Source organism: Pseudomonas sp. GW822-FHT01E03 (genome assembly GCF_058802985.1).
Window position 1 is genome coordinate 227747 of record NZ_JBXAOQ010000008.1, and the last position, 22790, is coordinate 250536.

Below are 22790 nucleotides of genomic sequence, written 5' to 3' on the forward strand. Positions count from 1 at the left end.
GGCCCGGTGTTGTCGGGCCGCAGAACCAACTGCAATAAGGACTCCCCATGCGCATTCTCGTGGTCAACGTCAACACCACCGAATCCATCACCCAGGCCATCGCCCGCTCGGCGCAGGCCGTCGCGTCGCCCGGCACGGAAATCGTCGGCCTCACCCCGCACTTCGGTGCCGACTCCATTGAAGGCAATTTCGAGAGTTACCTGGCGGCCATCGCGGTCATGGACCGGGTGATGTCCTACGACCAGCCCTTCGATGCGGTGATCCAGGCCGGTTATGGCGAACACGGCCGTGAAGGCTTGCAGGAACTGCTCAATGTGCCGGTGGTGGACATCACCGATGCCGCCGCCAGCACAGCAATGTTTCTCGGTCACGCCTATTCCGTGGTCACCACCCTCGACCGCACCGTGCCGCTGATCGAAGATCGCCTCAAGCTCTCCGGCCTCTGGGACCGTTGCGCCTCGGTACGGGCCAGTGGTTTGGCAGTACTGGAACTGGAGCACGAGCCGCAGCGCGCACTGGAGGCCATCGTCCATCAGGCCGAACTGGCGGTGACCCAGGACAAGGCCGAAGTGATTTGCCTGGGCTGCGGCGGCATGGCCGGGCTGGACGAGCAGATTCGCCGACGTACCGGGGTACCGGTGGTGGATGGGGTGACGGCGGCGGTGACCATTGCCGAATCATTGGTGCGACTGGGGCTGTCGACATCGAAGGTGCGGACTTATGCGACGCCACGGCCGAAAAACATCATTGGTTGGCCGGGGCGGTTTGCCCGGTAGACCGCGGTGCCCCAATCGCGAGCAAGCTCGCTCCCACAGGTTATGCATCGCACCTCAGTAATGTATTCGACGCAAACCTGTGGGAGCGTGGCTTGCCCGCGATGGCAACACCTCGGTCTTAAGCCAGGCTCAAACCGCACTGAACCTCTGCCCCAACCCCCGCTCGGCAAACTGCTCAATGACAAACTCGACAAACGCCCGGGTTTTGCCCGGCAGCAGTTTGTGTTCGGCGTAATAGATGGAGGTGTAGCCGTCGTCGATGTACCAATCCGGCAACACCCGCTGCAGCCTGCCCGACTCCAGATAGCCCGCGGCAAACGGCATGCTCACCAGCGCAATGCCCAGCCCTTGCGCGGCCGTGGCGCAGGCGGCCTCGGAATCGCTCATGGTCATCCGCGCCTTGAGCGTCAACGGGCTGTGTTGCTGATTGCGATGGGTCAACTGCCAGGAGCGTACACGACCGGTCTGCGGTGAGCGGATCAGAATCCCGTCATGGTGCTTGAGGTCATCCGGCTCGCTGATCGCTGCATGTGTCTCCAGATAGTCCTTCGTAGCCACCAACACCCGATGCGCCGGACTCAGCCGGCGTGCCACCACGCCCTGGGGTAATTCGAAGCCGCCGCCGATGGCCGCGTCGAAACCCTGCCCGATCAGATCGACCTGGCGGTTGTCGAAGTGCCAGTCCGGGTTGATCGCCGGGAATCGCCGCAGAAACTCACCGAGCATCGGCACAATGTACAGGCAGCCAAATACTGTCCCCATGCTGACTTTCAAGGTGCCCGCCGGCTGCCCTCCGGCGCTGGCGAGATTGGCCACGGCATTCTGGATCGTGTGCAGGCTACCGCTGACTTCGCCGAGAAACAACTGACCGGCTTCCGTCAGGGTCAGGCTGCGAGTGCTGCGCTGGAACAATCTGACACCCAGGCGCGCCTCGAGCTTGGCAACGCTCTTGCCCACCGCCGCCGGTGTCAGGCTCAAGCGCCGCGCCGCCTCAGCAAAGCTGCCGACCTCGGCACTGCGCACAAAGCATTCGATACTGCTGAAGGTTTCCATAAGCGCCACTATAAACTTTTGGTTTACACAGACTATCGCAACTATGGTCTACACAGCACGTAATCCTGAATCGATACTAGCCTCCATCAACCGGGACATCTCGCCTCGGGACTTGGAGATCGATATGACTACTCAGAACCTCAGCGGCAAAGTGGCCTTGATTCAAGGTGGTTCCCGCGGCATCGGCGCAGCCATCGTCAAGCGCCTGGCTGCTGAAGGCGCCACCGTTGCCTTCACCTACGTCAGCTCCACGGCCAAAGCCGAAGAACTGCAAGACAGCATCACCGCCAAGGGCGGCAAGGCCCTGGCCATCAAGGCCGACAGCGCCGACGCCGACGCCATCCGCGGTGCCGTGTCCGCCACGGTAGAAGCCTTCGGTCGCCTGGATATCCTGGTCAACAATGCTGGGGTACTGGCGGTCGCACCGCTGGCCGAGTTCAAACTCGAAGACTTCGACCAGACCCTGGCCATCAACGTGCGCAGCGTGTTCATCGCCACCCAGGCCGCCGCCAGACACATGACCGAAGGCGGTCGCATCATCAATATCGGCAGCACCAACGCCGACCGCATGCCCTTCGCCGGTGGTGGCCCGTACGCCATGAGCAAGTCGGCGCTGGTCGGCCTGACCAAAGGCCTGGCCCGAGATCTCGGCCCGCAAGGCATCACCATCAATAACGTGCAACCGGGCCCGGTCGACACCGACATGAATCCGGCCGAGGGTGACTTTGCGGAAAGCCTGATCCCGTTGATGGCCGTGGGCCGTTACGGCAAGGCCGAAGAGATCGCCAGCTTCGTCGCCTACCTTGTCAGCCCTGAAGCGGGCTATATCACGGGGGCCAGCCTGACCATCGACGGTGGTTTCGGCGCCTGATGCGTTAAACGCAAACCCTATGTGGGAGCGGGCTTGCTCGCGAAAGCGGTGAATCAGACGACATCAATGTTGCCTGGTACACCGCCTTCGCGAGCAAGCCCGCTCCCACATTTGCCAGAGTCGACCCGTCTTTTTAGCTAGGCCCACTCAAGCGCCGGCAAACCAAAAGCACTCGGCACAAACGCCTTCAGCGTACGAAGAATGCCATCGGCGTGTGCGTACCTGGCATCTGCCATTGCCGCATCCGGAATCGCAATCGCCGTCATCCCTGCCGCTTTCGCCGCAGTGACGCCGAAGGGCGAATCCTCGAACACCAGGCAGTCTTGCGGTGCAACACCCAGGCGCCGCGCCGCCGTCAGGAAAATATCCGGTGCTGGTTTGGCCGCGCCCACCTCGGCGTCATCGGCGGTGACGATAAAGTCGAACAAGGCGAACCAGTCGCGGTGCAAGGTGGTTTTCTGGCCGAACGACTTGCTCGAAGAACTGGTGCCTACGGCAATGGGAATATTGTTGGCCTTCAGATGCCGTACCAGTTCCTGTGCTCCGGGCATTGCCTGCGCTGTAGGAAAACGCTCGCGCATCAGCGGCTCGCGGATCACCAGAAACTCTTGTGCCGTAATCGGCAAGTCCAGCGCTTCAACCACATAGCGCGCCAGATCGCCCGCGCCCCGGCCAATGATGTTCTGTTTGATGCTCCAGTCGAACGTCCGACCGTAACGCGCGGCAATGATGGAGGTGACTTCGGTGTAGATGCCTTCCGTGTCCAGCAACAAGCCGTCCATATCGAAAATCACGGCCTTGATCGGGCCGAATGCTTTCAGTGGTGCATTCATCGCATCTGATCCGTTTTCTAAGGTATCCCGGGGAGCTCAGGTACGGCCGATGCCCCATGGATTAAAGGATTCAGCAGCATAGCGAGCGCCGCTGGTCTAGAGCAATGATGAAATTCCGATCGGCGCCGAATGGCCCTCCGCGATTTAGCGAATCCCCCTACAGCGAGCGCCACCCTTTCCCGACTTCTTTCCTCGCCGATCCCCCGCAGAGTTTCGCGCTCCACATTCCGCCAAGCGAAAGACAGCAGATGTTCGATCCCCAAGAGGTATTGGCATGCCCCGCCAGCGGTCCCCTGATACTTTGCCCCGGCAGGCATGAACGCCACGAGGACGCCTCCAGACAGGCGAAAAACCCCAATGGTGTCAGTATCGACACCGCCGAGCGAACCGCCACCCACAACGGCCCGGTGTCGATGGTTACCGGTGAAGAACTGCTGACCCTGACCGATGGCACCCTCAACGGAATCCTGCCTTTCGACTTCACCCGCCTCTATCGCACCAGTGCCGTCGAAATCGACAGTGGCCTCGGTTTTGGCTGGAGCCATTCGCTGTCCCAGCACCTGGAACTCCACAGCGAGCGGGTGCTGTGGATCGACCCCGAAAACCGCCGCACGCCCTTTCCACGGCCGACGGCAGCGCGCCCGGTGATCCACAACAGCCTGTCGCGGGCGGCGATTTACCTCGGCGAAGAGCCGGACGAATTGATCCTCGCCCTGGCCGGCCACCGCGCGCGGTTCTACCACTTTCATGACGGCCGGCTCAGCACGATCAGCGATGCCTACGGCAACCGCCTGACGGTGCAACGGGACCGCTGTGACCGGATCCAACGCCTGGACAACGGCGCCGACCGCGCCTTATTGCTGCGTTACGACGTCAAGCACCTGGTGGCCGTCGACTATCAGGTGTTTCAGCGCGGCGACTGCGAGGCAAACACCTGGCGCACCGAACAGACACTGGTCAGCTACCGCTACGACGCCCGCCGGCGCTTGATCGAGGCAACCAACGCCGCAGGTGAAAGCGAGCGCTATGACTACGACGAGCAGCACGTGATCCTGCAACGGCAAATGGCCGGCGGCGCGAGTTTCTTCTGGGCGTGGGAACGCTCTGGCAAGGCAGCCCGCTGCATCCATCATTGGGCCTCGTTTTCGCAAATGGAGGCACGTTACGCCTGGGACGATAAAGGCTGTGTGACAGTGAACAACGCCGACGGTAGCGAAGAGGTTTACGTTCATGACAACCGCGCACGCCTGGTACGCCAGGTCGGGCCCGACGGCGGTGAGTTGCACAAGGCCTACGACGATCAGGGTCGCCTGATCGCCGAGCAGGACGCCCTCGGCGCCGTCACCGAATACCATTATGACGAAGCCGGCCGGTTGATCGCGCGGCGTGCGCCCGATGAGGCGCCCATGACCTGCAACTATCGGCACGGTTTCCTGCGCACCCTCACCCGTGGTCAGGCGACCTGGACCTGTCAGCGCAATGCCCAGGGCGACATCACTGCTGTTTCCGATCCCGACGGGCAGATCACCCGCTATTTCTACGACCCCAAGGGGCGCTTGCTGACAATCCGATTCCCCGATCAGAGCGGTCACCGGTTTGTCTGGAACGCCCTGGGGCAACTGTTGGAGGAGACCTTGCCGGACGGTGCCCAGCGTGCTTTTTCCTACGATGTGCTGGGCCGGCGGATTTCCCGGCAGGACGAACACGGTGCCGTCACCGGCTATGAGTGGGACGCCGTGGGTCGACTGACCAGGATCACGCTGCCCACCGGTGACTGCCGTGCCTATCGCTACAACGCCTACGGCCAGGTCACCGCCGAAACCGACGAACTGGGACGGGTAACCCGTTACGAATACGCCGACGACCTGCACTTGGTCAGCCGTCGGATCAACCCCGACGGCAGCACACTGAAGTACGGCTACGATCATGCGCAACTGTTGCTTACCGAGATCGAAAACGAGGTCGGCGACACCTATCGGCTGGACTACACGCCTGGCGGATTGATCCGACAGGAAACTGGCTTTGATGGCCGTCGTACCACCTATGCGTATGACGGTAATGGCCAGTTGCTGAAAAAAACCGAGTTCGGCGACGACGGTTCGCAACTCCTCACCCAATACCAACGCGACAGCGCCGGGCGCTTGTTGCTCAAGACCCTGCCCGACGGGATCAAGGTCGAGTACCACTACGACAACTCAGGGCGACTGGTTCGCGTCGATGACGGTCAGGGCCATCCGCTGGCGTTCGAATACGACCGCCAGGGCCGGCTGATCACCGAGCATCAGGGCTGGGGCACCCTGCGTTACGGCTACGATGCCTGCGGTCGGCTCAAGCGGCTGCACCTTCCGGACGACTGTGTCCTTGTCTACCACCACGCCAAGGGGGGCGTCCTCTCTGCCATCGATCTCAATGGCACGCGCCTGACCTGCCACCGTTTTGTCGGCGGGCGCGAACAGCAACGCCAACAGGGCCTGCTGCGCAGCGACTACGCCTACGACGAGCAAGGCCGCTTGCAGGTCCATTGCGTCAGCCAAAAGCAACGAGCGCTGTATCGCCGCGAGTATGCCTACAGCGCCAAGGGCAATCTCCTGCAGATTGCCGACAGCCGTCACGGCCAACGCCACTATCAATACGATGCGTTCGACCGCCTGACCGGCGTACGCCACGACCGCGATCCGTTCGCGGAGAACTTCACCCATGACCCGGCCGGCAATCTGCTGATCCGTGGCCGTCCAGGCCCGTTCGTGCTCCAGGGCAACCGTCTGCACCGCCATTGCAACAGCCACTACGACTACGACGCCTTCGGCAACCTGATCCGCGAACGCCGCGGCATGCCGCCCCAAGTCACCCAATACACCTATGACAGCCAGCACCGCCTGATCAGCGTCAGCACCCCGGACGGTAAAAGTGTCAGCTACCGCTACGACGTCTTCGGCCGGCGCATCCGCAAAACCATCGACAGCCAGACCACGCAATTCTTCTGGCAAGGCGACCAGCTCATCGCCGAAAGCACTCCCGAGCACTACCGCAGCTACGTTTACGAACCCGGCAGCTTCCGCCCGCTGGCGCTGCTTGACGGAAAAGGCCGGGCAGACGCCCGCCCTCTCTACTACCAACTCGACCACCTCGGTACTCCGCAGGAACTGACCAACTATGGCGGCGCTATCGTCTGGTCGGCCAAATACACCGCCCACGGCAAACTTCGTGAAGTGAGCCAGGGCGACGGCGAACGACTCAAACAGCCTCTACGGTTTCAGGGGCAATACTTCGACGCCGAGAGTGGCCTGCACTACAACCGTCATCGCTACTACCATCCCGACATTGGTCGTTATCTGACGCTGGATCCGGTCAGGCTGGCCGGTGGGTTGAACCCGTATCGGTACACCCGGAACCCGACGGGGTGGGTGGCGCCATTGGGATTGGGCGGGAATTGCCCGCAGGAGAACAAGCCGGGATGCTCGGTGCCGTATGGGCAAGGAAGGGCAAAGGTTGATGAGGGAGAGCCTGATGCGCCCTCTCCAAAACCTTCGAATAAATACGGGTATTGCGGAGACTCACTAGAGCCCCGGGGAATTTTCTAACCGGATTCCCCCCTCGAACCAACGCTTCAAAGAAGCAATCGGGACCCGGGGCTCTTCACTGTCGCTTTGTAATAGCTGGCTCACCCGCGCCATCGCCCCGATCTTCTGGATCGGCCTCTATATCATCGTCGTCGCTCGCAACCTGCTCCACACCTGCATCATCATCGTCCGGTGGTCGTTGGTCACGGCTCAAGGAATCGGTAGGCGACGGCAGCGGATACTCCGGTGTTTCATCAACGTCGGGGACTTTCCGATCAGTGTTCATATCGCACCTCTTGTGTGACCTGAAGTGCAGGCCACGACCTGGCGAGGATCGGGCGATGGACGCGTTCGATCAGCTGGACAACCGGTCAATCCGACAGCACGGTTCGATCAGTCCTCGTCCTCTTCCTCATCTTCAAACTCGATATTCCCCACATCGCCCGCATCATCAGCATCGTTAAGCGGTACCGTCGCATCATCCATCAGCGATCCCGGATCTTCATTGCCGGGATCGTTTATAGATGGCTGTGCGCTCGGCCCCTTTTCTTCCTTGTCTTCGCTTTTCGCAGTCATGGGATGCCTCGCTCAACTAGTGATGCTTATTGTGGTGCTTATTGTGGTGCTTGTTCGAATGCTTATGTCCGCCACCGGAATGGGAGTGGCCGCTATCACTCCCCAGATCATTGCCGACCGCACCACCGGCTGCACCGCCAAGACCGGCACCGATGGCCGATCCGGTCGAACCGCCAAGACTGTTGCCGATCACTGATCCACCCGCCGCGCCCAAGCCACCGCCTACCGCTGCTTCGGTGCGACTGCGCTTTGGCGCGGCAATGGCACTACCGGCCGCGCCGCCGACTCCGGCACCGACGGCCGCACCCGTGCTGCCACCCAGCTGGCCACCGACAACATTGCCCAGCACCCCACCAAGACCACCGCCCACTGCGGCATCTCCATTACCTCCCGCCAGCGCCACCTGAGAGACCAGCAATCCAAAAACAATTGCAGGCACCATCAATAGTCGAGCATTCAGGCTTCCGTTTTTTTTGTCGTTGGTTTTCGGGTTCATGGCACGCCTCGCATTCTTCCCAGGGTATGGAAGATTTGAGCTGCTGCGGCGTGAAACGTTCATAAATGAAAAAGCCCGGCATCAAGCCGGGCTCTTTTCAAATCTGGATCAGGATCAGTGACGCTTGTGACCATTGGCCAGGTTGCTGCCCACGCCGCCGCCCAATGCACCGCCCAGGCCCGCACCGATGGTGGCACCGGACTTGCCGCCGAGGCTATTGCCGATCACCGAACCACCGGCCGCGCCGACACCGCCACCGATAGCAGCGCTGGTACGATGACCTTTTTTGGCGGCAACTGCGCTGCCTGCCGCGCCAGCGACGCCCGCACCAATCGCGGCGCCAGTGCTGCCGCCCATTTTCTGGCCGACGACGTTACCCAATGCGCCGCCCAAGCCACCGCCCAGCGCGGCAGTGCCGTCACCAGCCATTGCACCTTGAGCAACCAGAAGCCCCAGAACCAGAGCGGGCAGTGTTAAACGCATGACAAAAACCTCAAAAATAGGGGGTACACAAAAGGGGGGCGAGATTGAATGCTTTTGCGCGGATAAAGTCCAGCACACCGGTCCAACTTCGCGATTGGCGAGGGTTGGACAGCGTTTACCGAAAAGGTTTTATCGCGGACAAAAAAAAGCCCGCTGGGGAAACGGGCCAGGTGTTGCTTTCTAACGGATGAGTCGAGATTACGGAGGGTGTTGTGAAAAGTTTGTGAAAGATCTGCCCCTTCAAAAAAATTGTCATAAAATTTTTCAGGCATGAAAAACCCCGCTCTATGACGGGGTCTGCCTGACGTTCGATTACTTCCTGACCGGCGCTGTCACCTTGGGTAAAAATTTGCCCTTCAGTACCCGGCACGCCCTGGTCTTGATCTTGTCGACCTCAGTCTGGTCCTCGCCAAAACTGGCCACATACTGGGTCTGACCACACCGCACGGAGTTGTTGATCGGAAACTCTGCGCCATCGTCCTCGATATACGGATCAGCCATCTCTCCACCCCTTTCAAAAAGCGCGATCGACATCGGCAAGCCCTTTGCCTGAAAGAATATCGATCGCCAAGGTTTTTGAGACTAGACGGTCACTAACGGACCTGCCGTTCGGATTTCCCCGTGACCGACGAATGGCTTCTCACCTTTTACCTCAACTTGACCGCAGTCCCGGTCACAAACACCACTACCATCCCTCCCTTTCCGGCCGGCATGCTGATCTCATAATCAAGCCCGACCACCGCGTCTGCCTGAAGCACCTGAGCCCGCTCCTTGATCTCATCGGTGGCCTGAATGCGTGCTTCCTTCAACGCTCGCTCCAGTGTCTGGGAACGCCCGCCGAAAAAGTCGCGCATCCCGGCAAACACGTCGCGGACAACGTTGATCCCTTGCACCGACTCGGCGCTGACGATGTCCAGGTAGGCGGTAATTTGCCGGCCTTCGATGGACTGGGTCGTGGTGATGATCATGGGTGTTCCTTCCTGTTCAGATAGTCAGCCAACGCGTCAAACGCCGGCAAAGTGACGGGATCATTGGCCGAGTTGTTGGCCACCGGATGGGATGCGTAGCGGACGATGACCATCTCGGCCTTCGGGTCGACATAAATGCGCTGCCCATGGACCCCACGCGCCATGAATGCCCCGCCTTCCTTGCTCGTCACCCACCACATCGACCGGTAACTCCAGTCTTTGAGCAATGTGTAACCCGCCTTGGCGAAAGCCTGCTTATCGCCGCCGCCACGGATATCGTCGATCACTGCCTCTGGCACTATCTGGTGGCCGTTGAACCGACCGCCGTTACGCAGCATCTCGCCAAAACGCGCCAGATCCCGCAACCCCGTATTCAGGCCACCACCGGCGAACGGCGTGCCGATGGAGTCCACTGTGAAATAGCCGTCCTGCTCGGCACCCAACCGGCTCCAGATGTTCTCCGACAGCAGTTGCGCAACATTGCGGCCGGTGGCGCGGGCAATGACCCAGCCCAACACGTCGGTGTTGACGGTTTTGTAGGCAAACGCTTTGCCGTGCTCGCCTTGCGGTTGCACCGTCTGCAAAAACTCGTAGTAACTGCGCGGTCCCTCATAACCCTTGGGTTTGGGCAACGGGTTGCCTGCCCGGGCATGGGCCCAGACTTCGGCATCCGGGTCCGCGTAGTCCTCGCTGTATTTGAGGCCCGTGGTCATGTCGAGCACCTGCCGTACCGTGGCGCTGCCAAACGCAGAATCCGCCAGTTCCGGTACATATTCGGCAACCCGCTTGTCAGCATCGATGCGCCCCTGCGCCACCAACATGGCACCCAGCGTGCCGACCAGGGACTTGGTCACTGACATTGCGGCGTGCTGGCCGTCCGGCTTCAACACGCCGAAGTAACGTTCGTAGACAACTTTCCCGCGGTGCATCACCACAATGCCATCGGTGTACGTGGCCGCGAGGGATTGCTCCCAGGTCATAGGCGCCCTGGAGCCAAGCGGGACAAAACTGATCCCGTCGATATCTTTGCGTAGCACTGTCTCCAGTGGAACCGGAGCACCCAGGCCGCGTGAAACGTTGATCGTCGGCATCAGTTGCCGGAAATTCGAAACACTCCAGCGCATTGCCGGGAACTGGAAATAGCTGCCGTCTTCAAAACGCACGGTGCGATCAGCGGAGGGTGGCGAACCGACCATCCAGCCAAGTTTGGCCGGGTCACTGGCTTGGGCGTCGGGAAAAGTCGCAGGGGCGGATGCGAGGGCCAGTGATGACGCGACAACTATCGACACAGCCGCGATGAGCTTGGCTGCGCCGCGAAAACTGGCGCGAGGATAGAGCATGATGTCGATTCCGTTCGAAGAGTTTGAGCAGTCTACAGCCGGATCGGCTTATTCACTGCTTAAGCATGCGCCTCGCGATCAAGAACATCAGCAACCCACTGATTGATACTTTTGTGGGCTAACTGAGCTTTCACAGCTACCGTCGCGTGAAGGGCTGGGGCCAGGCGCAGACTGAGATGGCCTGAATAAGGCTTCTGTGGGGTGCGGCCGAGTTTGGCGCAAGTCTCCAGATAATCGGTGACGGCCTCTTCGAATGCGGTGCGAAGTTCTTTGACTGACTCGCCGTGAAACCCGACAACATCCTTGATGCCCGCAATGTGGCCGACGAACAGGCCGTCTTCGTCGCTGTACTCGATTCGGGCTGAGTAGCCGTTGTAGTTCATTACGTTCACGGGGTAACTCCTGCTTGCTCAAGGAAAGCCCGGGCGTCACGCACCTGGTAGGGCTTGGCTTCTTTGTCGGGGTGGGGCCGATGAAAAGTGGCCACCACGCCATTCAGTTCAAAACGTACTCGCGATCCATTGCCTTCGATGGTTCTTGCCCCTGCAGCGCCGAACAAAGATTCGATGCGTGACCACTCCATGGTGGCCGGGGCTGGTCTTGAAAATACGGTTTTGAGGGTGCTGAGCTGTTTATTATTCATGGTATTATATCATGATACCGCACAAGGTTTAGCAACCGCGAATGACATCGCTGATGCGTGGGAGAAGCCTCTAACGCGTGCTTAAAAAAACGCCGCTTATCCAGAACAGGAAAGCGGCGTTTTTCGTGTGGAAGCGTTTGTTTTGCAAGGCAGGCAGGATATCGGGGTGACTCTCGCCGGGGTTGTAGGCAATTTCCGAGAGTTGCGTAAAGCCTTACGCTTGCTGCGTTTTTAGCTGGCCACTACCTTGCTGGTCTTAACCTGGGCGGGACACCCTTAAGTGGATCTGTATAGATACTCCCTAAGAAGACTGCATTTTTATAATCACTTCGCACGAAAGGAGACGGTTGACCGAAAGCAGGCATTAGCGAGATAGGTACTTGTCTGATGCTCTCACTCATATCGTGCGAGCTAGAACACCCCATAAATCATCTGCGTTCCCACTTTGTTCACATACGGCCCTTTTTCAGACGCCAAAAACCACAAACCCCCGACTTTCTCTAGGAAAATCAGGGGTTTGTGTTTGCAGAATGTGGCGGTGAAGGAGAGATTCGAACTCTCGATACAGTTTCCTGTATACACACTTTCCAGGCGTGCTCCTTAAGCCACTCGGACACTTCACCGTATCTCTTCAAACATGTTCTGTCTGTCGAGGCGCGCTAATGTAGTCGAAAGCTTTTCCGATGGCAAACATTTTTTTCAGAATTTTCATGCGGTTAACGCGATTCAGCGTTTCCGGTCGCTCCCGGCCATGGCAAACCGGCCAATCTCCGGCTTCGTGCCCTCTTCTATATAGAGGGGAATGCGCAGCAGGCACGGCGGGCTGTGCCTGACGGGCGGGCAAAGGGTGACTGGCGGGTCAGTCACGGCGCTTTACCTGGCTTGCGGCGGTGGGTAACGTCTGCCCAACTTTATTGAAAGGAATAGCGTCATGAGTGAGTTGATTTCCTACCATCTCGAAGACGGTATCGCGACCCTGACCCTGAGCAATGGCAAGGTCAATGCCATCTCCCCGGATGTGATTGCCGAGTTCAACGCTGCGCTGGATCGGGCAGTGGCTGATCGTGCGGTGGTGATCATTACCGGCCAGCCGGGCATTCTCTCTGGCGGTTATGACCTGAAGGTGATGACGGCCGGTCCTAGAGAAGCCGTGGCGCTGGTGACCGCCGGCTCGACCCTGGCCCGCCGCCTGCTGTCGCACCCCTTCCCGGTGATCGTGGCGTGCCCGGGGCATGCGGTGGCCAAGGGCGCGTTCCTGCTGTTGTCGGCTGACTATCGCATCGGCGTTGAAGGTGCGTTCAGCATTGGCCTGAACGAAGTGCAGATCGGCATGACCATGCACCACGCGGGCATCGAGATTGCCCGTGACCGCCTGAACAAAGTGGCGTTGCAGCGTTCGGTGGTCAACGGCGAGATGTTCAATCCACAAGGCGCCGTGGCGGCCGGCTTCCTCGATGTCGTGGTCTCGCCTGAAGAACTGCAAGGCGCGGCACTGGCGGTGGCTCGTCAGTTGAAGAAGATCAACATGACCGCGCACAAGAACACCAAATTGAAAGTGCGCAAAGCGCTGCTGGAGGCCCTGGACAACGCGATCATCCAGGATCAGGAGCATTTGGGCTAAGCCCGGATCTGCTGCAACGAAAAGCCCGACCGTCGTGTCGGGCTTTTTCATACATGTCTGTGTTAAACGTCTGTGACCGCTCTAGGCTGCATCTGACCAAACAGTCGGAAACATCAGCTCAAACATCCTCCATCTCCCACTTCCCTGGGAGCAATTGCCGAAAACAGTGCACATCCGTACACTGCGCCACCTTTTGTCCCGGTGGGGCCTGTAAATGCTGTTTTTGTGCCGTATGTCATTGATGGGCCTGCACTTTATCGTGGCGGGTGTGCTGGGGGTGATGCTCGGCCTGTGCCGGCCGTTCAATCCGGACAACAGCCGCCTGTGCGCACGCCTGTACGCATGGCCGGCCATGTGCATTTTGCGTTTGCGAGTGAAGGCCGAAGTCGGGCCGTTGATGGATAAACCCGACAGCTGCGTGATCATCGCCAATCACCAGTCCAACTATGACCTGTTTGTGTTTGGCAACGTGGTGCCCCGTCGTACCGTGTGCATCGGCAAAAAGAGCCTGAAGTGGGTGCCGCTGTTCGGGCAGTTGTTCTGGCTGGCCGGCAATGTGCTGATCGACCGTGGCAATGCACAAAAGGCACGCAAGTCGATGTTGACCACCACCCACACCCTGCAAAACAAAGACACCTCGATCTGGGTTTTCCCGGAAGGCACGCGCAACCTGGGTGAGGACTTGCTGCCCTTCAAGAAAGGCGCCTTTCAGATGGCCATTGCCGCCGGGGTGCCGATTGTCCCGGTGTGCGTCAGCAGTTACGTCAAACACATGCGGTTGAACCGCTGGCGCAGCGGGAAAATCCTGATTCGCTCGTTGCCGGCGATTCCCACCGCTGGATTGAGCCTGGACGACATGCCCCTGCTGATCGCCCAGTGCCGCGAGCAGATGCGTGAATGCATCGAATCGATGGACCGGCAACTGCAAGCCGCCTGAAAAAGAACCCCGCCTGGTGCGGGTTTTCTTTTGCCTGTGCGTCTTTGCCCAGAACTCGGCAGATTTAACTGACTCTCAAACACTGCAAGGCTAAGCTGAGCCACACTGCCAATGCATTCGTTGCCAATTGAAAGCTGCCAAAAGAAGTGAACCACCATCATGGGTAGAGTTGTTGCTGCTGCGGTTTATAGCGCCGGTAAGAGAGTCACTGATATCAGCCTTGACGAAGGCGCAGCCTGGGCTGCAAAGCCCGGGCACTTTGTCTGGATCGGCCTCGAAGAGCCGAACGCCGAGGAGCTCTACAACCTGCAACGCCAGTTCAACCTGCACGAACTGGCCATCGAAGACGCCCTGGAAAAGCACAGCCGACCGAAGCTGGAAACCTTCGGCGATGCGCTGTTCATCGTGACGTATTCGCCCATCCGCCATGAGGGCAAACTCGAGTTCATCGAGACGCATATCTTTGCCGGCAATGGCTACATCATTACTGCGCGCAACGGTCACTCCGCGTCCTACGCCCATGTCCGACAGCGCTGTGAGGCGCGTCCGCTATTGCTTGAGCACGGGGAAGATTTCGTACTCTATGCCATCCTCGATTTCGTGATCGAAAACTACCAGCCGATGGGCGAAGCCATTCACGGGGAAATCGATGAGTTGGAACGCAACGTGTTGTGCGGCTCGCTCAATGACTACGACATCCAGAAGCTACATGGCCTGCGTCGTGATGTTTTGCGCTTGCGTCGTTATGTGGCACCGATGATTGAGATCGGGGAGGAATTGCAGAGGCTGAGCTTCCCGTTCATCGACAAGAACATGCGCCCGTACTTTCGCGATGTGCAGATTCATGTAACGCGGCAGATGGAAGACCTGACGACGCTGGCGGATATTGCCAGCCAGACGATTGAGGTCGGGGTGCTGCTGGAGGCCTCACGCCAGAGCGTGGTGCAACGCAAGTTTGCGGCCTGGGCGGCGATCCTGGCCTTCCCGACGGCGGTGGCGGGGATCTACGGGATGAATTTCCAGAACATGCCGGAGTTGGGCTGGCACTACGGGTATTTCGGGGTGCTGGGGTTTATTACGGTGGGTTGTCTGGGGTTGTGGGCGAGCTTCAAGAAATCGGGGTGGCTGTAGGAGCGAGCCTGCTCGCGAAAAACCTGAGAGCACCGCGGGCTGTCAGGTTTGGCGCGTTATCGTTCACGACCATCGCGAGCAGGGCTAGCTCCTACAGGTTTTAAACAGCTGTTGGCTTGTGCGCGACAAACCGCATCATCCACTCGGCAACCGTGGTGCCGTGGTGTTCCTGTTCCAGGCTCGCGATACCTTTGGAGTAGACCTGCTCGCCCAGTGCCTGTTGGCGAATATCCAGCAGTGCACGGGAGTAGTCGTGGATGAATTCCGGATGCCCCTGGAAGCACAGCACCTGGTCGTTGATGTGGTAGGCGGCAAACGGGCAGAAGTCGCTGGAAGCGATGACCGTGGCGTTCTCCGGCAGCGACGTGACCTGATCCTGGTGGCTGATCAGCAACGTCAGCTCCTCGCGCACCGGGTTCATCCACGGCGCCTTGGCGGCCAATTTGTAATTGTGGGTGCCGACGCCCCAGCCCTGGGTCGCACGCTCGCTCTTGCCACCGAGCAGCAACGCCAGCAACTGATGACCGAAGCAGACACCCAGCAACTTGTCGCCGCGCTCGTAGCGGGTCAGCAGATATTTCTTGAGGGTTTCGATCCACGGGTCGGTGCCGAAAGAGTCGGCCTTGCTGCCCGTCACCAGGTAGGCGTCGAACGTCAGGTCGTCGCTTGGGTACTCACCCTGCACCACGTTGTAGACGGTGAACTCGGCGGCAATCGGCTGCTGCGAAAACAGGTGTTTGAACATCTGCCCGTAGCCCTGATATTGGTCAACCAATTCCGGACGCAGGTGGTCGGTTTCCAGAATGCAGATGCGTAACGACATAAAAAATACCTGACACGTGATGGGAATAATGCACACCCCAGAGCCTGCCTTGAAACGCTGTGACAAGGCAAGCCCCGAAATGCATCATCTCCCCCTTAGAACGCCTCTCCTTTGGCGGCCTTCTCCAGCAGCAAGGCGGGAGGCGCGAACCGCTCGCCATACTGCGTGGCCAGATACTGGGCTCGGGCCACAAAGTCCTGCACGCCGTACTGATTGATGAACTGCAGCGCACCGCCGGTCCAGGCGGCGAAACCGATGCCGAAGATCGAGCCAATGTTGGCATCCGCCGTCGAGGTCAACACCCCCTCCTCCACACAGCGCACGGTTTCGATGGCTTGCACGAACAGCAGGCGATCACGCACGTCCTTGGGCGAAATCTGCCCGTCGGCTTTCTCGAAGCGGGTTTTCAACTCAGGCCACAGGTGTTTCTGGCCGCCCGCCGGATACTCGTAGAAACCTCCACCGCCAGCCTTGCCCGGACGCTTGAACTCATTGAGCAACAAGTCAATCACGGTAAATGCCGGGTGTTCTGTCAGCGGTTTGCCTTCTGCTTGCAGGTCCTTGGCCGTTTGCAGGCGGATATGGTTCATCAGGCTGAGGGAAACTTCGTCAGAGATCGCCAGCGGTCCTACCGGCATGCCGGCCTTGCGCGCTTCAGTCTCGATCATCGCCGCGCTCACGCCCTCACCCAGCATGGCAATGCCTTCATTGGTGAAGGTGCCGAACACCCGCGACGTGAAGAAACCGCGGCTGTCATTGACCACAATCGGGGTTTTCCTGATTTGCAGGACGTAATCGAAGCCGCGGGCCAGGGTTTCATCGCTGGTGTTGGCGCCCTTGATGATTTCCACCAGCGGCATTTTTTCCACGGGGCTGAAAAAATGCAGGCCGATGAACTTGCTCTGATCGGGCACGGCACACGCCAGGCCGCTGATCGGCAAGGTCGAGGTGTTGGAGGCGATCACCGCGTCCGCGCCGACGACCTTCTGCGCCGCCAACGAGACTTTGGCCTTCAAATCCCGATCCTCGAACACGGCCTCGATGATCAGGTCGCAACCGGCCAGGTCGGCATCGCTTTCGCTGGTTTGAATGCGTGACAGAACGGTGTCGCGTTGCTCGATGCTCATCTGTCCGCGAGCAACCTTCTTGTCCAGCAGCGCCGCCGAATGCGCCTTGCCCTTCTGCGCCGCCGCGAGGTTGATGTCCTTGAGCACCACATCGATCCCCGCCGACGCACTGACAAACGCAATACCGGCGCCCATCATCCCGGCGCCGAGCACGCCGACCTTGCGGGTGACATAAGGTGCAAAGCCTTGAGGCCGCGAGCCGCCGGCATTGATTTCGTTGAGCTGGAACCAGAACGTGCCAATCAGGTTTTTCGAGACCTGGCCGGTGGTCAGTTCGGTGAAGTAGCGGGTTTCGATCAAGTGCGCCGTGTCGAAGTCCACTTGGGCGCCCTCGACCGCTGCGCAGAGGATTTTCTCCGGCGCGGGCATCGTGCCCTGGGTTTTACTGCGCAGGATCGACGGCGCAATCGCCAGCATCTGCGCAACTTTCGGGTTTGACGGTGTGCCGCCCGGAATCTGGTAGCCCTTCACGTCCCAGCGCTGCACCGCCGCTGGATTGGCCAGAATCCACGTCCGCGCCTTGGCCAACAAGTCTTCGTGATCGGTCGCCAGCGCGTCGATCAATCCTGCCTGCAATGCCTGTGGTGGCCGCACTTTCTTGCCTTCAAGCAAATAAGGCAGGGCTTTTTCCAGGCCGAGCATGCGCACCATGCGCACCACGCCTCCGCCGCCTGGCAGCAGGCCAAGGGTGACTTCCGGCAGGCCGAGTTGCACCGACGGGTGGTCCAGCGCCACGCGGTGATGGCAGGCCAGGCAGATTTCCCAGCCGCCGCCCAGTGCGGCGCCATTGATCGCCGCGACCACAGGCTTGCCGAGGGTTTCCAGGGCGCGCAACTGGCCCTTGAGGCTCAGCACCATGTCGTAGAAGGCCTTGGCCTGGGGTTTGCCAACCTTGATCAGCTCGTTGAGATCGCCGCCAGCGAAAAATGTCTTCTTGGCCGAGGTGATGATCACACCGGCGATGCTGTCCTTGTCGGCCACCAGGCGCGTAACGCAGTCCGCCATGGCTTCGCGGTACACCGCGTTCATGGTGTTGGCGCTCTGGCCCGGCATGTCGATAGTCAGGACGACGATCTGGTCCTGGTCTTTTTCGTAACGAATGGCTTCGCTCATAACTGGGTTCCTTGATGTCCGGGCTCAGAGGCGTTCGATGATGGTGGCAATGCCCATGCCGCCGCCGACACACAGGGTCGCGAGGCCATAACGCAGGCGCCGGGCTTCCAGCTCATCGAGCAGCGTGCCGAGAATGGCGCAGCCAGTGGCGCCCAGCGGGTGGCCCATGGCGATTGAACCGCCGTTGACATTGACCTTGTCCGGATCGACGGCCATGTCCTTGATGAATTTCAACACCACCGACGCGAACGCCTCGTTGACCTCGAACAGGTCGATGTCTTCGACCCGCAGCCCGGCCTTGGCCAGCGCCTTGCGGGTCGCCGGCGCGGGGCCGGTGAGCATGATGGTCGGATCGGTGCTGGTGACCGCCGTGGCGACAATCCGCGCCCGTGGCTGCAAGCCCAGCGCCCGGCCCTTGGCTTCGGAGCCGATGAGCATCAGCGCCGCGCCGTCGACAATCCCGGAGCTGTTGCCGGGGGTGTGCACATGGTTGATCCGCTCGACATGGCTGTAGACCCGTAGCGCGGTGGCATCGAAACCCATCTGCCCCATCATCTCGAAACTCGGCTTGAGCTTGCCCAGGCCTTCCAGGGTCGAGTCGGCGCGGATGAACTCATCGTGATCGAGCAGGATGATGCCGTTCTGGTCCTGCACCGGCACCAGCGACTTTTTGAACGAACCGTCGGCCCGCGCCCGTGCAGCCTTTTGCTGGGAATGCAGGGCGTAGGCATCGACGTCCTGACGGCTGAAGCCTTCAAGGGTGGCGATCAGGTCGGCACCCACGCCCTGTGGCGTGAAGTGACTGTGCAAGTTGGTCGCCGGGTCCAGCGCCCAGGCCCCGCCATCGCTGCCCATCGGCACCCTGGACATCGACTCGACACCACCGACCACCACCAGGTCTTCGAAACCGGAACGCACTTTCATCGCGCCGAGGTTCACGGCCTCCAGCCCCGAAGCACAGAACCGGTTGATCTGTACTCCCGCCACGCTGACATCCCAATCGGCCACCTGAGCGGCAGTCTTGGCGATGTCGGAACCTTGATCACCAATCGGGGTTACGCAGCCAAGCACCACATCATCGACCTGGCTGGTGTCCAGCGCTGTGCGCTGTTGCAGTGCGGTGAGCAAACCAGCCACCAGGTTCACCGGTTTGACGCTGTGCAAGGCGCCATCGGCCTTGCCTTTGCCACGGGGCGTGCGTAACGCGTCGAAAATCAATGCTTGGGTCATGACGTCCTCGAACCGCAGTGCAGGTGGGTAAATACCGAGTGCCCACTCTTGGCCCGAGCCGCGTTTGATTCAATGACCGCAGCGCTCACAGACATTGACGCTCACGCTCAGACGAACGGTAGTCAGCTACCGTTCAGGACACCAAGCTGTCTAGCCAACGGCTGCCAAAGAAGCTGGCACTAGGCCTCATGCCATTTTTAACGCGAATTTGAAGAACACCATACGAAATGGATCTAAGCCAAGCGTACCGCGGGCTCTAAGGTGAACATGTACGAAGTTGTCGTCGGGTTTTGCCGAGGCACTCGTCACTACAGGAAGTGCAACGCGCTGCCATCATGGATGCTATGCGGGCAGGCATCAGGAAATAACAAAAAAGGCGGTCAAGCCATGTTCAAACAATCGAAAGTACGTCAAGCCGGGCTCATCCTTTTCGCCACCACGCTGTTGTTGATATTGCCGAACCTGACCAAGGTCATCGGCTAGTCGCGTCTATAAAGCTACGGCGTCACAGTTTTTGAATTGCCACTCTCAAAATGTGACTGGCCCGCTACCCGGGCCAGCGTGGCTGTGCCAATCTTTGCGGCACTTGCACGACATGGACGGCGATCACTTGAAAATGCTCATTCTGCTCGGGGCCACGCTGTTCGGCTCGCCCCTGTATGCCGCACAGCTGAACCTGGAACTGGGCGCGAACAGTCGCACCTGGCAGACCGAGCAATTGCTCAAGCATCCTCAGGTTCAAACCATCGACATCAGCAACGACGTTTCCTACAAGCGGGACATGAGCTACCGCGCCGTGCCGCTGTCCGCACTGCTGACCGGCATCAAGCCTGAAGACCACCTGCAAGCCGTTGCGCTGGATGGTTTTGCCGCCGAAATGACCGCCGCGCCGTTGCTCAATACCCAGGGTGCACAGGCGTGGCTGGCGATTGAAGACCCGAGCAAGCCCTGGCCACCGCTATCCGAAGGCAAGCCGGGCGCCGGGCCGTTCTATCTGGTCTGGAGCAATCCGCAGGCCGGCAACATCAGCCCAGAACAATGGCCATTCCAGGTGGCGAGCATCAAACGCCTGGCACCCGTGGCCGAGCGCTTTCCCGCACTGCTGCCCGATCCGGCATTGAAGGCGGATGATCCGGTGAACAAGGGATTTGCGTTGTTCCAGAAGAACTGCCTGGCGTGTCATCGACTCAATGGCGCCGGGGACGCGCAATTCGGGCCGGACCTGAATATTCCGTACAACCCGACCGAGTATTTCGGTGCGGACTTCCTCAAGCGCTACATCCGCGATCCACAGAGTTTGCGCCAGTGGCCGCAAGCGAAGATGCCCGGGTTCTCGGCCGAGGTGTTGCCGGATGGGGATCTGCAGAGCCTGGTGGGGTATTTGCAGCATATGGTCGGGCGCAAGGTTAAGCCGTAACAACATCGCTCCCACAAGGTTCCTTGGTATCGCGCCTACTGCTGCTGCACTGAAATCACCGGCGCTGGCGTCGGTGACACCAGCACCTTGGCGTGCATCTGCTCACACCCGCCGCCCCGGCGCATCCCGCGCACCGGGCAGGCATCCAGGTAATCCAGGCCCACCGCCAGTTTCAGATGGCGTTCCGGCCGGGCCAGCTCATTGGTCACGTCGAAGCTGTACCAGGCGTCATCCAGCCAGGCTTCGGCCCAGGCGTGGCTGGCCAGGTGTTCGCTGTTTTCGCTGTACAGATAGCCCGACACATAACGCGCTGGAATGCCCAGGCTGCGGGTGCAGGCGAGAAACGCGTGGGTGTGGTCTTGGCACACGCCGGACCGTCCGGCAAAGGCCTGGGCCGCGCTGGTGTCCACTTCCGTGGAGCCCGGTGTGTAGGTCATATGCTGGTTGAGGCCGTGCATCAGATCGATCAGCGCCGTGCGATCGCGACGTTGCCTGCATTCCTTCTCGGCGAACGCACGCAGGGCGGCGTCGGCTTCGGTCAAACGGGTGAAGCGCAGAAACGGCAGTGCCGACTGGCTCTCGTGTTCGGCCTCACGCAATTCGTCGATATCGACCTGGCCACGGGCACCGATGATGATCGCCTCATGGGGCTCGTCCATGGTCAGCACATGCAGGATGTTGCCGAACGGATCGAGTTGCGCCCGCACCGGACGCGGCAGGTCGAGCTGCCAGCTGAGCACGTGCTGGCGCTCGCTGTCGTGGGGGGTCAGGCGCAGATACTGGATGCTCGCCCGCACCTTGTCTTCGTAGTGATAGGTGGTTTCGTGGCTAATGGAAAGTCTCATGCGGCCTCCAGATAAGAACTGTGAATCGCGTTACCCAACTGGCGCACCAGCGGGATGAACTCGGTCAGCCAGGCGTGCAGGCCTTCTTCGAGAATTTCATGGATGCCGGTGTAGCGCAGGCGTGCGTCCATTTCTGCCGCCAGGCGTTGTGCCGGGCGACCGTTGGCCCCCGGCAATTGCGAGAGAATCTGGTCGATTTCTTCGGTGCAGGCGCGCAAGGATCGCGGTACATCGGCCCGCAGCAACAGCAACTCCGCCACATGCCTGGCGCCGGGGGCGTCGCGGTAGATTTCCGTGTAGGCCTCGAACGACGACAACGCCCGCAACAACGCGCTCCACTGGTAATACGCGTGAGCGGTGCCATCGCTGACCGCTTCGGCCTGATCGCCGGCCATTTCGTAGCGGGCATCGAGCAGACGCAAGGTGTTGTCCGCCCGTTCGATAAAGGTCCCCAGACGAATGAAGCGAAACGCATCGTTACGCATGATGGTGCCGTAGGACGCACCCCGGAACAGGTGGGAACGTTCCTTGATCCACTCGCAGAAACGGCTCATGCCGTAGCGACTGAGGCCCTGTTCGGCGATGCCGCGAATTTCCAGCCAGGTGGCGTTGATGTTTTCCCACATGTCGGCGGTGATGCGCCCACGCACCGCATGGGCGCTGGCCCGTGCCGCACCGAGGCAACTGTAGATGCTCGCCGGGTTGGCCGCATCCAGGGCGAAGAAATGCAGCAGCCGTTCGGCATGCAGTTCGCCATGGCGCTCCAGGTAATCGTCCAGGGTGCCGGTGATCAACAGCGGCATGGCCAGTTCGTGCAAACCGTCGCCACGACCGTCCTGCGGCATCAGCGACAGCGAATAGCTGATGTCGAGCATCCGGGCGAGGTTTTCCGCCCGCTCCAGGTAACGCGACATCCAATACAAATCCGAGGCAGTTCTACTTAACAT

General features: G+C 60.1%; 23 protein-coding genes and 1 tRNA gene. 7 read left to right on the forward strand and 17 right to left on the reverse strand.

Annotated features, from left to right (window positions below; translation table 11 throughout):
• Positions 1–47: 47 nt before the first annotated feature.
• Positions 48–776 (forward strand): aspartate/glutamate racemase family protein, encoded by a 729-nt coding sequence (locus tag AC1RP7_RS18050; protein ID WP_007988885.1) that lies wholly within the window; start codon positions 48–50, stop codon positions 774–776.
• A 129-nt stretch (positions 777–905) separates the two neighbouring features.
• Here AC1RP7_RS18050 and AC1RP7_RS18055 read toward each other — a convergent pair whose 3' ends face one another.
• Positions 906–1829 carry a LysR family transcriptional regulator gene (locus AC1RP7_RS18055; protein ID WP_340314413.1) on the reverse strand — a complete coding sequence of 308 codons (924 nt, stop codon included), beginning with the start codon at positions 1827–1829 and terminating at the stop codon, positions 906–908.
• Positions 1830–1953: 124 nt separating this feature from the next.
• Between AC1RP7_RS18055 and AC1RP7_RS18060 the strand changes: the two genes are divergently transcribed.
• A complete protein-coding gene (locus AC1RP7_RS18060) occupies positions 1954–2700 on the forward strand; it encodes a 3-oxoacyl-ACP reductase family protein (RefSeq protein ID WP_151213299.1) in 747 nt (248 codons plus the stop codon).
• Positions 2701–2837: 137 nt separating this feature from the next.
• On the opposite strand, the gene AC1RP7_RS18065 is transcribed toward AC1RP7_RS18060, so the two are convergent.
• The gene (locus AC1RP7_RS18065) at positions 2838–3533 is read right to left on the reverse strand and encodes an HAD-IA family hydrolase (protein WP_493181773.1); all 696 of its coding nucleotides are present in this window, start codon (positions 3531–3533) and stop codon (positions 2838–2840) included.
• Positions 3534–3946: 413 nt separating this feature from the next.
• Between AC1RP7_RS18065 and AC1RP7_RS18070 the strand changes: the two genes are divergently transcribed.
• Positions 3947–7114: an RHS repeat-associated core domain-containing protein gene (locus AC1RP7_RS18070; RefSeq protein WP_493183998.1), complete on the forward strand. Its 3168-nt coding sequence runs from the start codon at positions 3947–3949 to the stop codon at positions 7112–7114.
• A 55-nt stretch (positions 7115–7169) separates the two neighbouring features.
• Here the strand turns inward: AC1RP7_RS18070 and AC1RP7_RS18075 are convergent, their stop codons facing one another.
• From AC1RP7_RS18075 to AC1RP7_RS18120, 10 genes are all read right to left on the reverse strand, one after another.
• The gene (locus AC1RP7_RS18075) at positions 7170–7379 is read right to left on the reverse strand and encodes a hypothetical protein (RefSeq protein ID WP_493181770.1); all 210 of its coding nucleotides are present in this window, start codon (positions 7377–7379) and stop codon (positions 7170–7172) included.
• 107 nt (positions 7380–7486) lie between these two features.
• On the reverse strand, positions 7487–7669 hold the full coding sequence (locus tag AC1RP7_RS18080; protein WP_057715722.1) for a hypothetical protein: 183 nt from the start codon (positions 7667–7669) through the stop codon (positions 7487–7489).
• A 16-nt stretch (positions 7670–7685) separates the two neighbouring features.
• Complete coding sequence (locus AC1RP7_RS18085) at positions 7686–8111, reverse strand: glycine zipper domain-containing protein (protein WP_349736047.1); 426 nt, start codon at positions 8109–8111, stop codon at positions 7686–7688.
• A gap of 168 nt (positions 8112–8279) precedes the next feature.
• On the reverse strand, positions 8280–8648 hold the full coding sequence (locus AC1RP7_RS18090; RefSeq protein ID WP_007988063.1) for a hypothetical protein: 369 nt from the start codon (positions 8646–8648) through the stop codon (positions 8280–8282).
• A gap of 312 nt (positions 8649–8960) precedes the next feature.
• Positions 8961–9149 (reverse strand): hypothetical protein, encoded by a 189-nt coding sequence (locus AC1RP7_RS18095; RefSeq protein WP_032829518.1) that lies wholly within the window; start codon positions 9147–9149, stop codon positions 8961–8963.
• A gap of 146 nt (positions 9150–9295) precedes the next feature.
• The gene (locus AC1RP7_RS18100) at positions 9296–9616 is read right to left on the reverse strand and encodes a YbjQ family protein (RefSeq protein ID WP_493181769.1); all 321 of its coding nucleotides are present in this window, start codon (positions 9614–9616) and stop codon (positions 9296–9298) included.
• Entirely contained in the window at positions 9613–10956 is a 1344-nt protein-coding gene (locus AC1RP7_RS18105; protein ID WP_493181767.1) for a serine hydrolase domain-containing protein, read from the reverse strand. Before AC1RP7_RS18105 ends, AC1RP7_RS18100 begins: the two co-directional genes overlap by 4 nt.
• A gap of 59 nt (positions 10957–11015) precedes the next feature.
• On the reverse strand, positions 11016–11348 hold the full coding sequence (locus AC1RP7_RS18110; RefSeq protein WP_150812359.1) for a type II toxin-antitoxin system HicB family antitoxin: 333 nt from the start codon (positions 11346–11348) through the stop codon (positions 11016–11018).
• Positions 11345–11599, reverse strand: a complete 255-nt coding sequence (locus tag AC1RP7_RS18115; RefSeq protein ID WP_218542839.1) for a type II toxin-antitoxin system HicA family toxin — start codon at positions 11597–11599, stop codon at positions 11345–11347. The genes AC1RP7_RS18110 and AC1RP7_RS18115 overlap by 4 nt, the downstream gene beginning before the upstream one ends.
• Positions 11600–12132: 533 nt before the next feature.
• Positions 12133–12222 (reverse strand) — tRNA-Ser (locus AC1RP7_RS18120).
• 308 nt (positions 12223–12530) lie between these two features.
• On the opposite strand from AC1RP7_RS18120, the gene AC1RP7_RS18125 reads away from it, so the two are divergent.
• The 3 genes from AC1RP7_RS18125 to AC1RP7_RS18135 all read left to right on the forward strand — a co-directional run bounded on the left by AC1RP7_RS18125 (position 12531) and on the right by AC1RP7_RS18135 (position 15288).
• Positions 12531–13220, forward strand: coding sequence for a crotonase/enoyl-CoA hydratase family protein (locus AC1RP7_RS18125; RefSeq protein WP_493181766.1), 690 nt, complete (start codon positions 12531–12533; stop codon positions 13218–13220).
• A gap of 214 nt (positions 13221–13434) precedes the next feature.
• Entirely contained in the window at positions 13435–14157 is a 723-nt protein-coding gene (locus tag AC1RP7_RS18130) for a lysophospholipid acyltransferase family protein (RefSeq protein WP_057715729.1), read from the forward strand.
• A gap of 159 nt (positions 14158–14316) precedes the next feature.
• Positions 14317–15288: a magnesium and cobalt transport protein CorA gene (locus AC1RP7_RS18135; RefSeq protein ID WP_057715730.1), complete on the forward strand. Its 972-nt coding sequence runs from the start codon at positions 14317–14319 to the stop codon at positions 15286–15288.
• 100 nt (positions 15289–15388) lie between these two features.
• Here the strand turns inward: AC1RP7_RS18135 and AC1RP7_RS18140 are convergent, their stop codons facing one another.
• The 3 genes from AC1RP7_RS18140 to AC1RP7_RS18150 form a co-directional block, all read right to left on the reverse strand.
• Entirely contained in the window at positions 15389–16111 is a 723-nt protein-coding gene (locus tag AC1RP7_RS18140) for an amidotransferase (RefSeq protein ID WP_102672401.1), read from the reverse strand.
• 95 nt (positions 16112–16206) lie between these two features.
• The gene (locus AC1RP7_RS18145; RefSeq protein ID WP_493181764.1) at positions 16207–18351 is read right to left on the reverse strand and encodes a 3-hydroxyacyl-CoA dehydrogenase NAD-binding domain-containing protein; all 2145 of its coding nucleotides are present in this window, start codon (positions 18349–18351) and stop codon (positions 16207–16209) included.
• A gap of 24 nt (positions 18352–18375) precedes the next feature.
• A complete protein-coding gene (locus AC1RP7_RS18150; protein WP_102672399.1) occupies positions 18376–19581 on the reverse strand; it encodes an acetyl-CoA C-acetyltransferase in 1206 nt (401 codons plus the stop codon).
• A 595-nt stretch (positions 19582–20176) separates the two neighbouring features.
• Between AC1RP7_RS18150 and AC1RP7_RS18155 the strand changes: the two genes are divergently transcribed.
• Positions 20177–20998, forward strand: coding sequence for a c-type cytochrome (locus AC1RP7_RS18155; protein WP_090454001.1), 822 nt, complete (start codon positions 20177–20179; stop codon positions 20996–20998).
• A 35-nt stretch (positions 20999–21033) separates the two neighbouring features.
• Here AC1RP7_RS18155 and AC1RP7_RS18160 read toward each other — a convergent pair whose 3' ends face one another.
• Positions 21034–21843, reverse strand: coding sequence for a transglutaminase family protein (locus AC1RP7_RS18160; RefSeq protein ID WP_057715735.1), 810 nt, complete (start codon positions 21841–21843; stop codon positions 21034–21036).
• Complete coding sequence (locus AC1RP7_RS18165) at positions 21840–22790, reverse strand: alpha-E domain-containing protein (RefSeq protein ID WP_057715736.1); 951 nt, start codon at positions 22788–22790, stop codon at positions 21840–21842. Before AC1RP7_RS18165 ends, AC1RP7_RS18160 begins: the two co-directional genes overlap by 4 nt.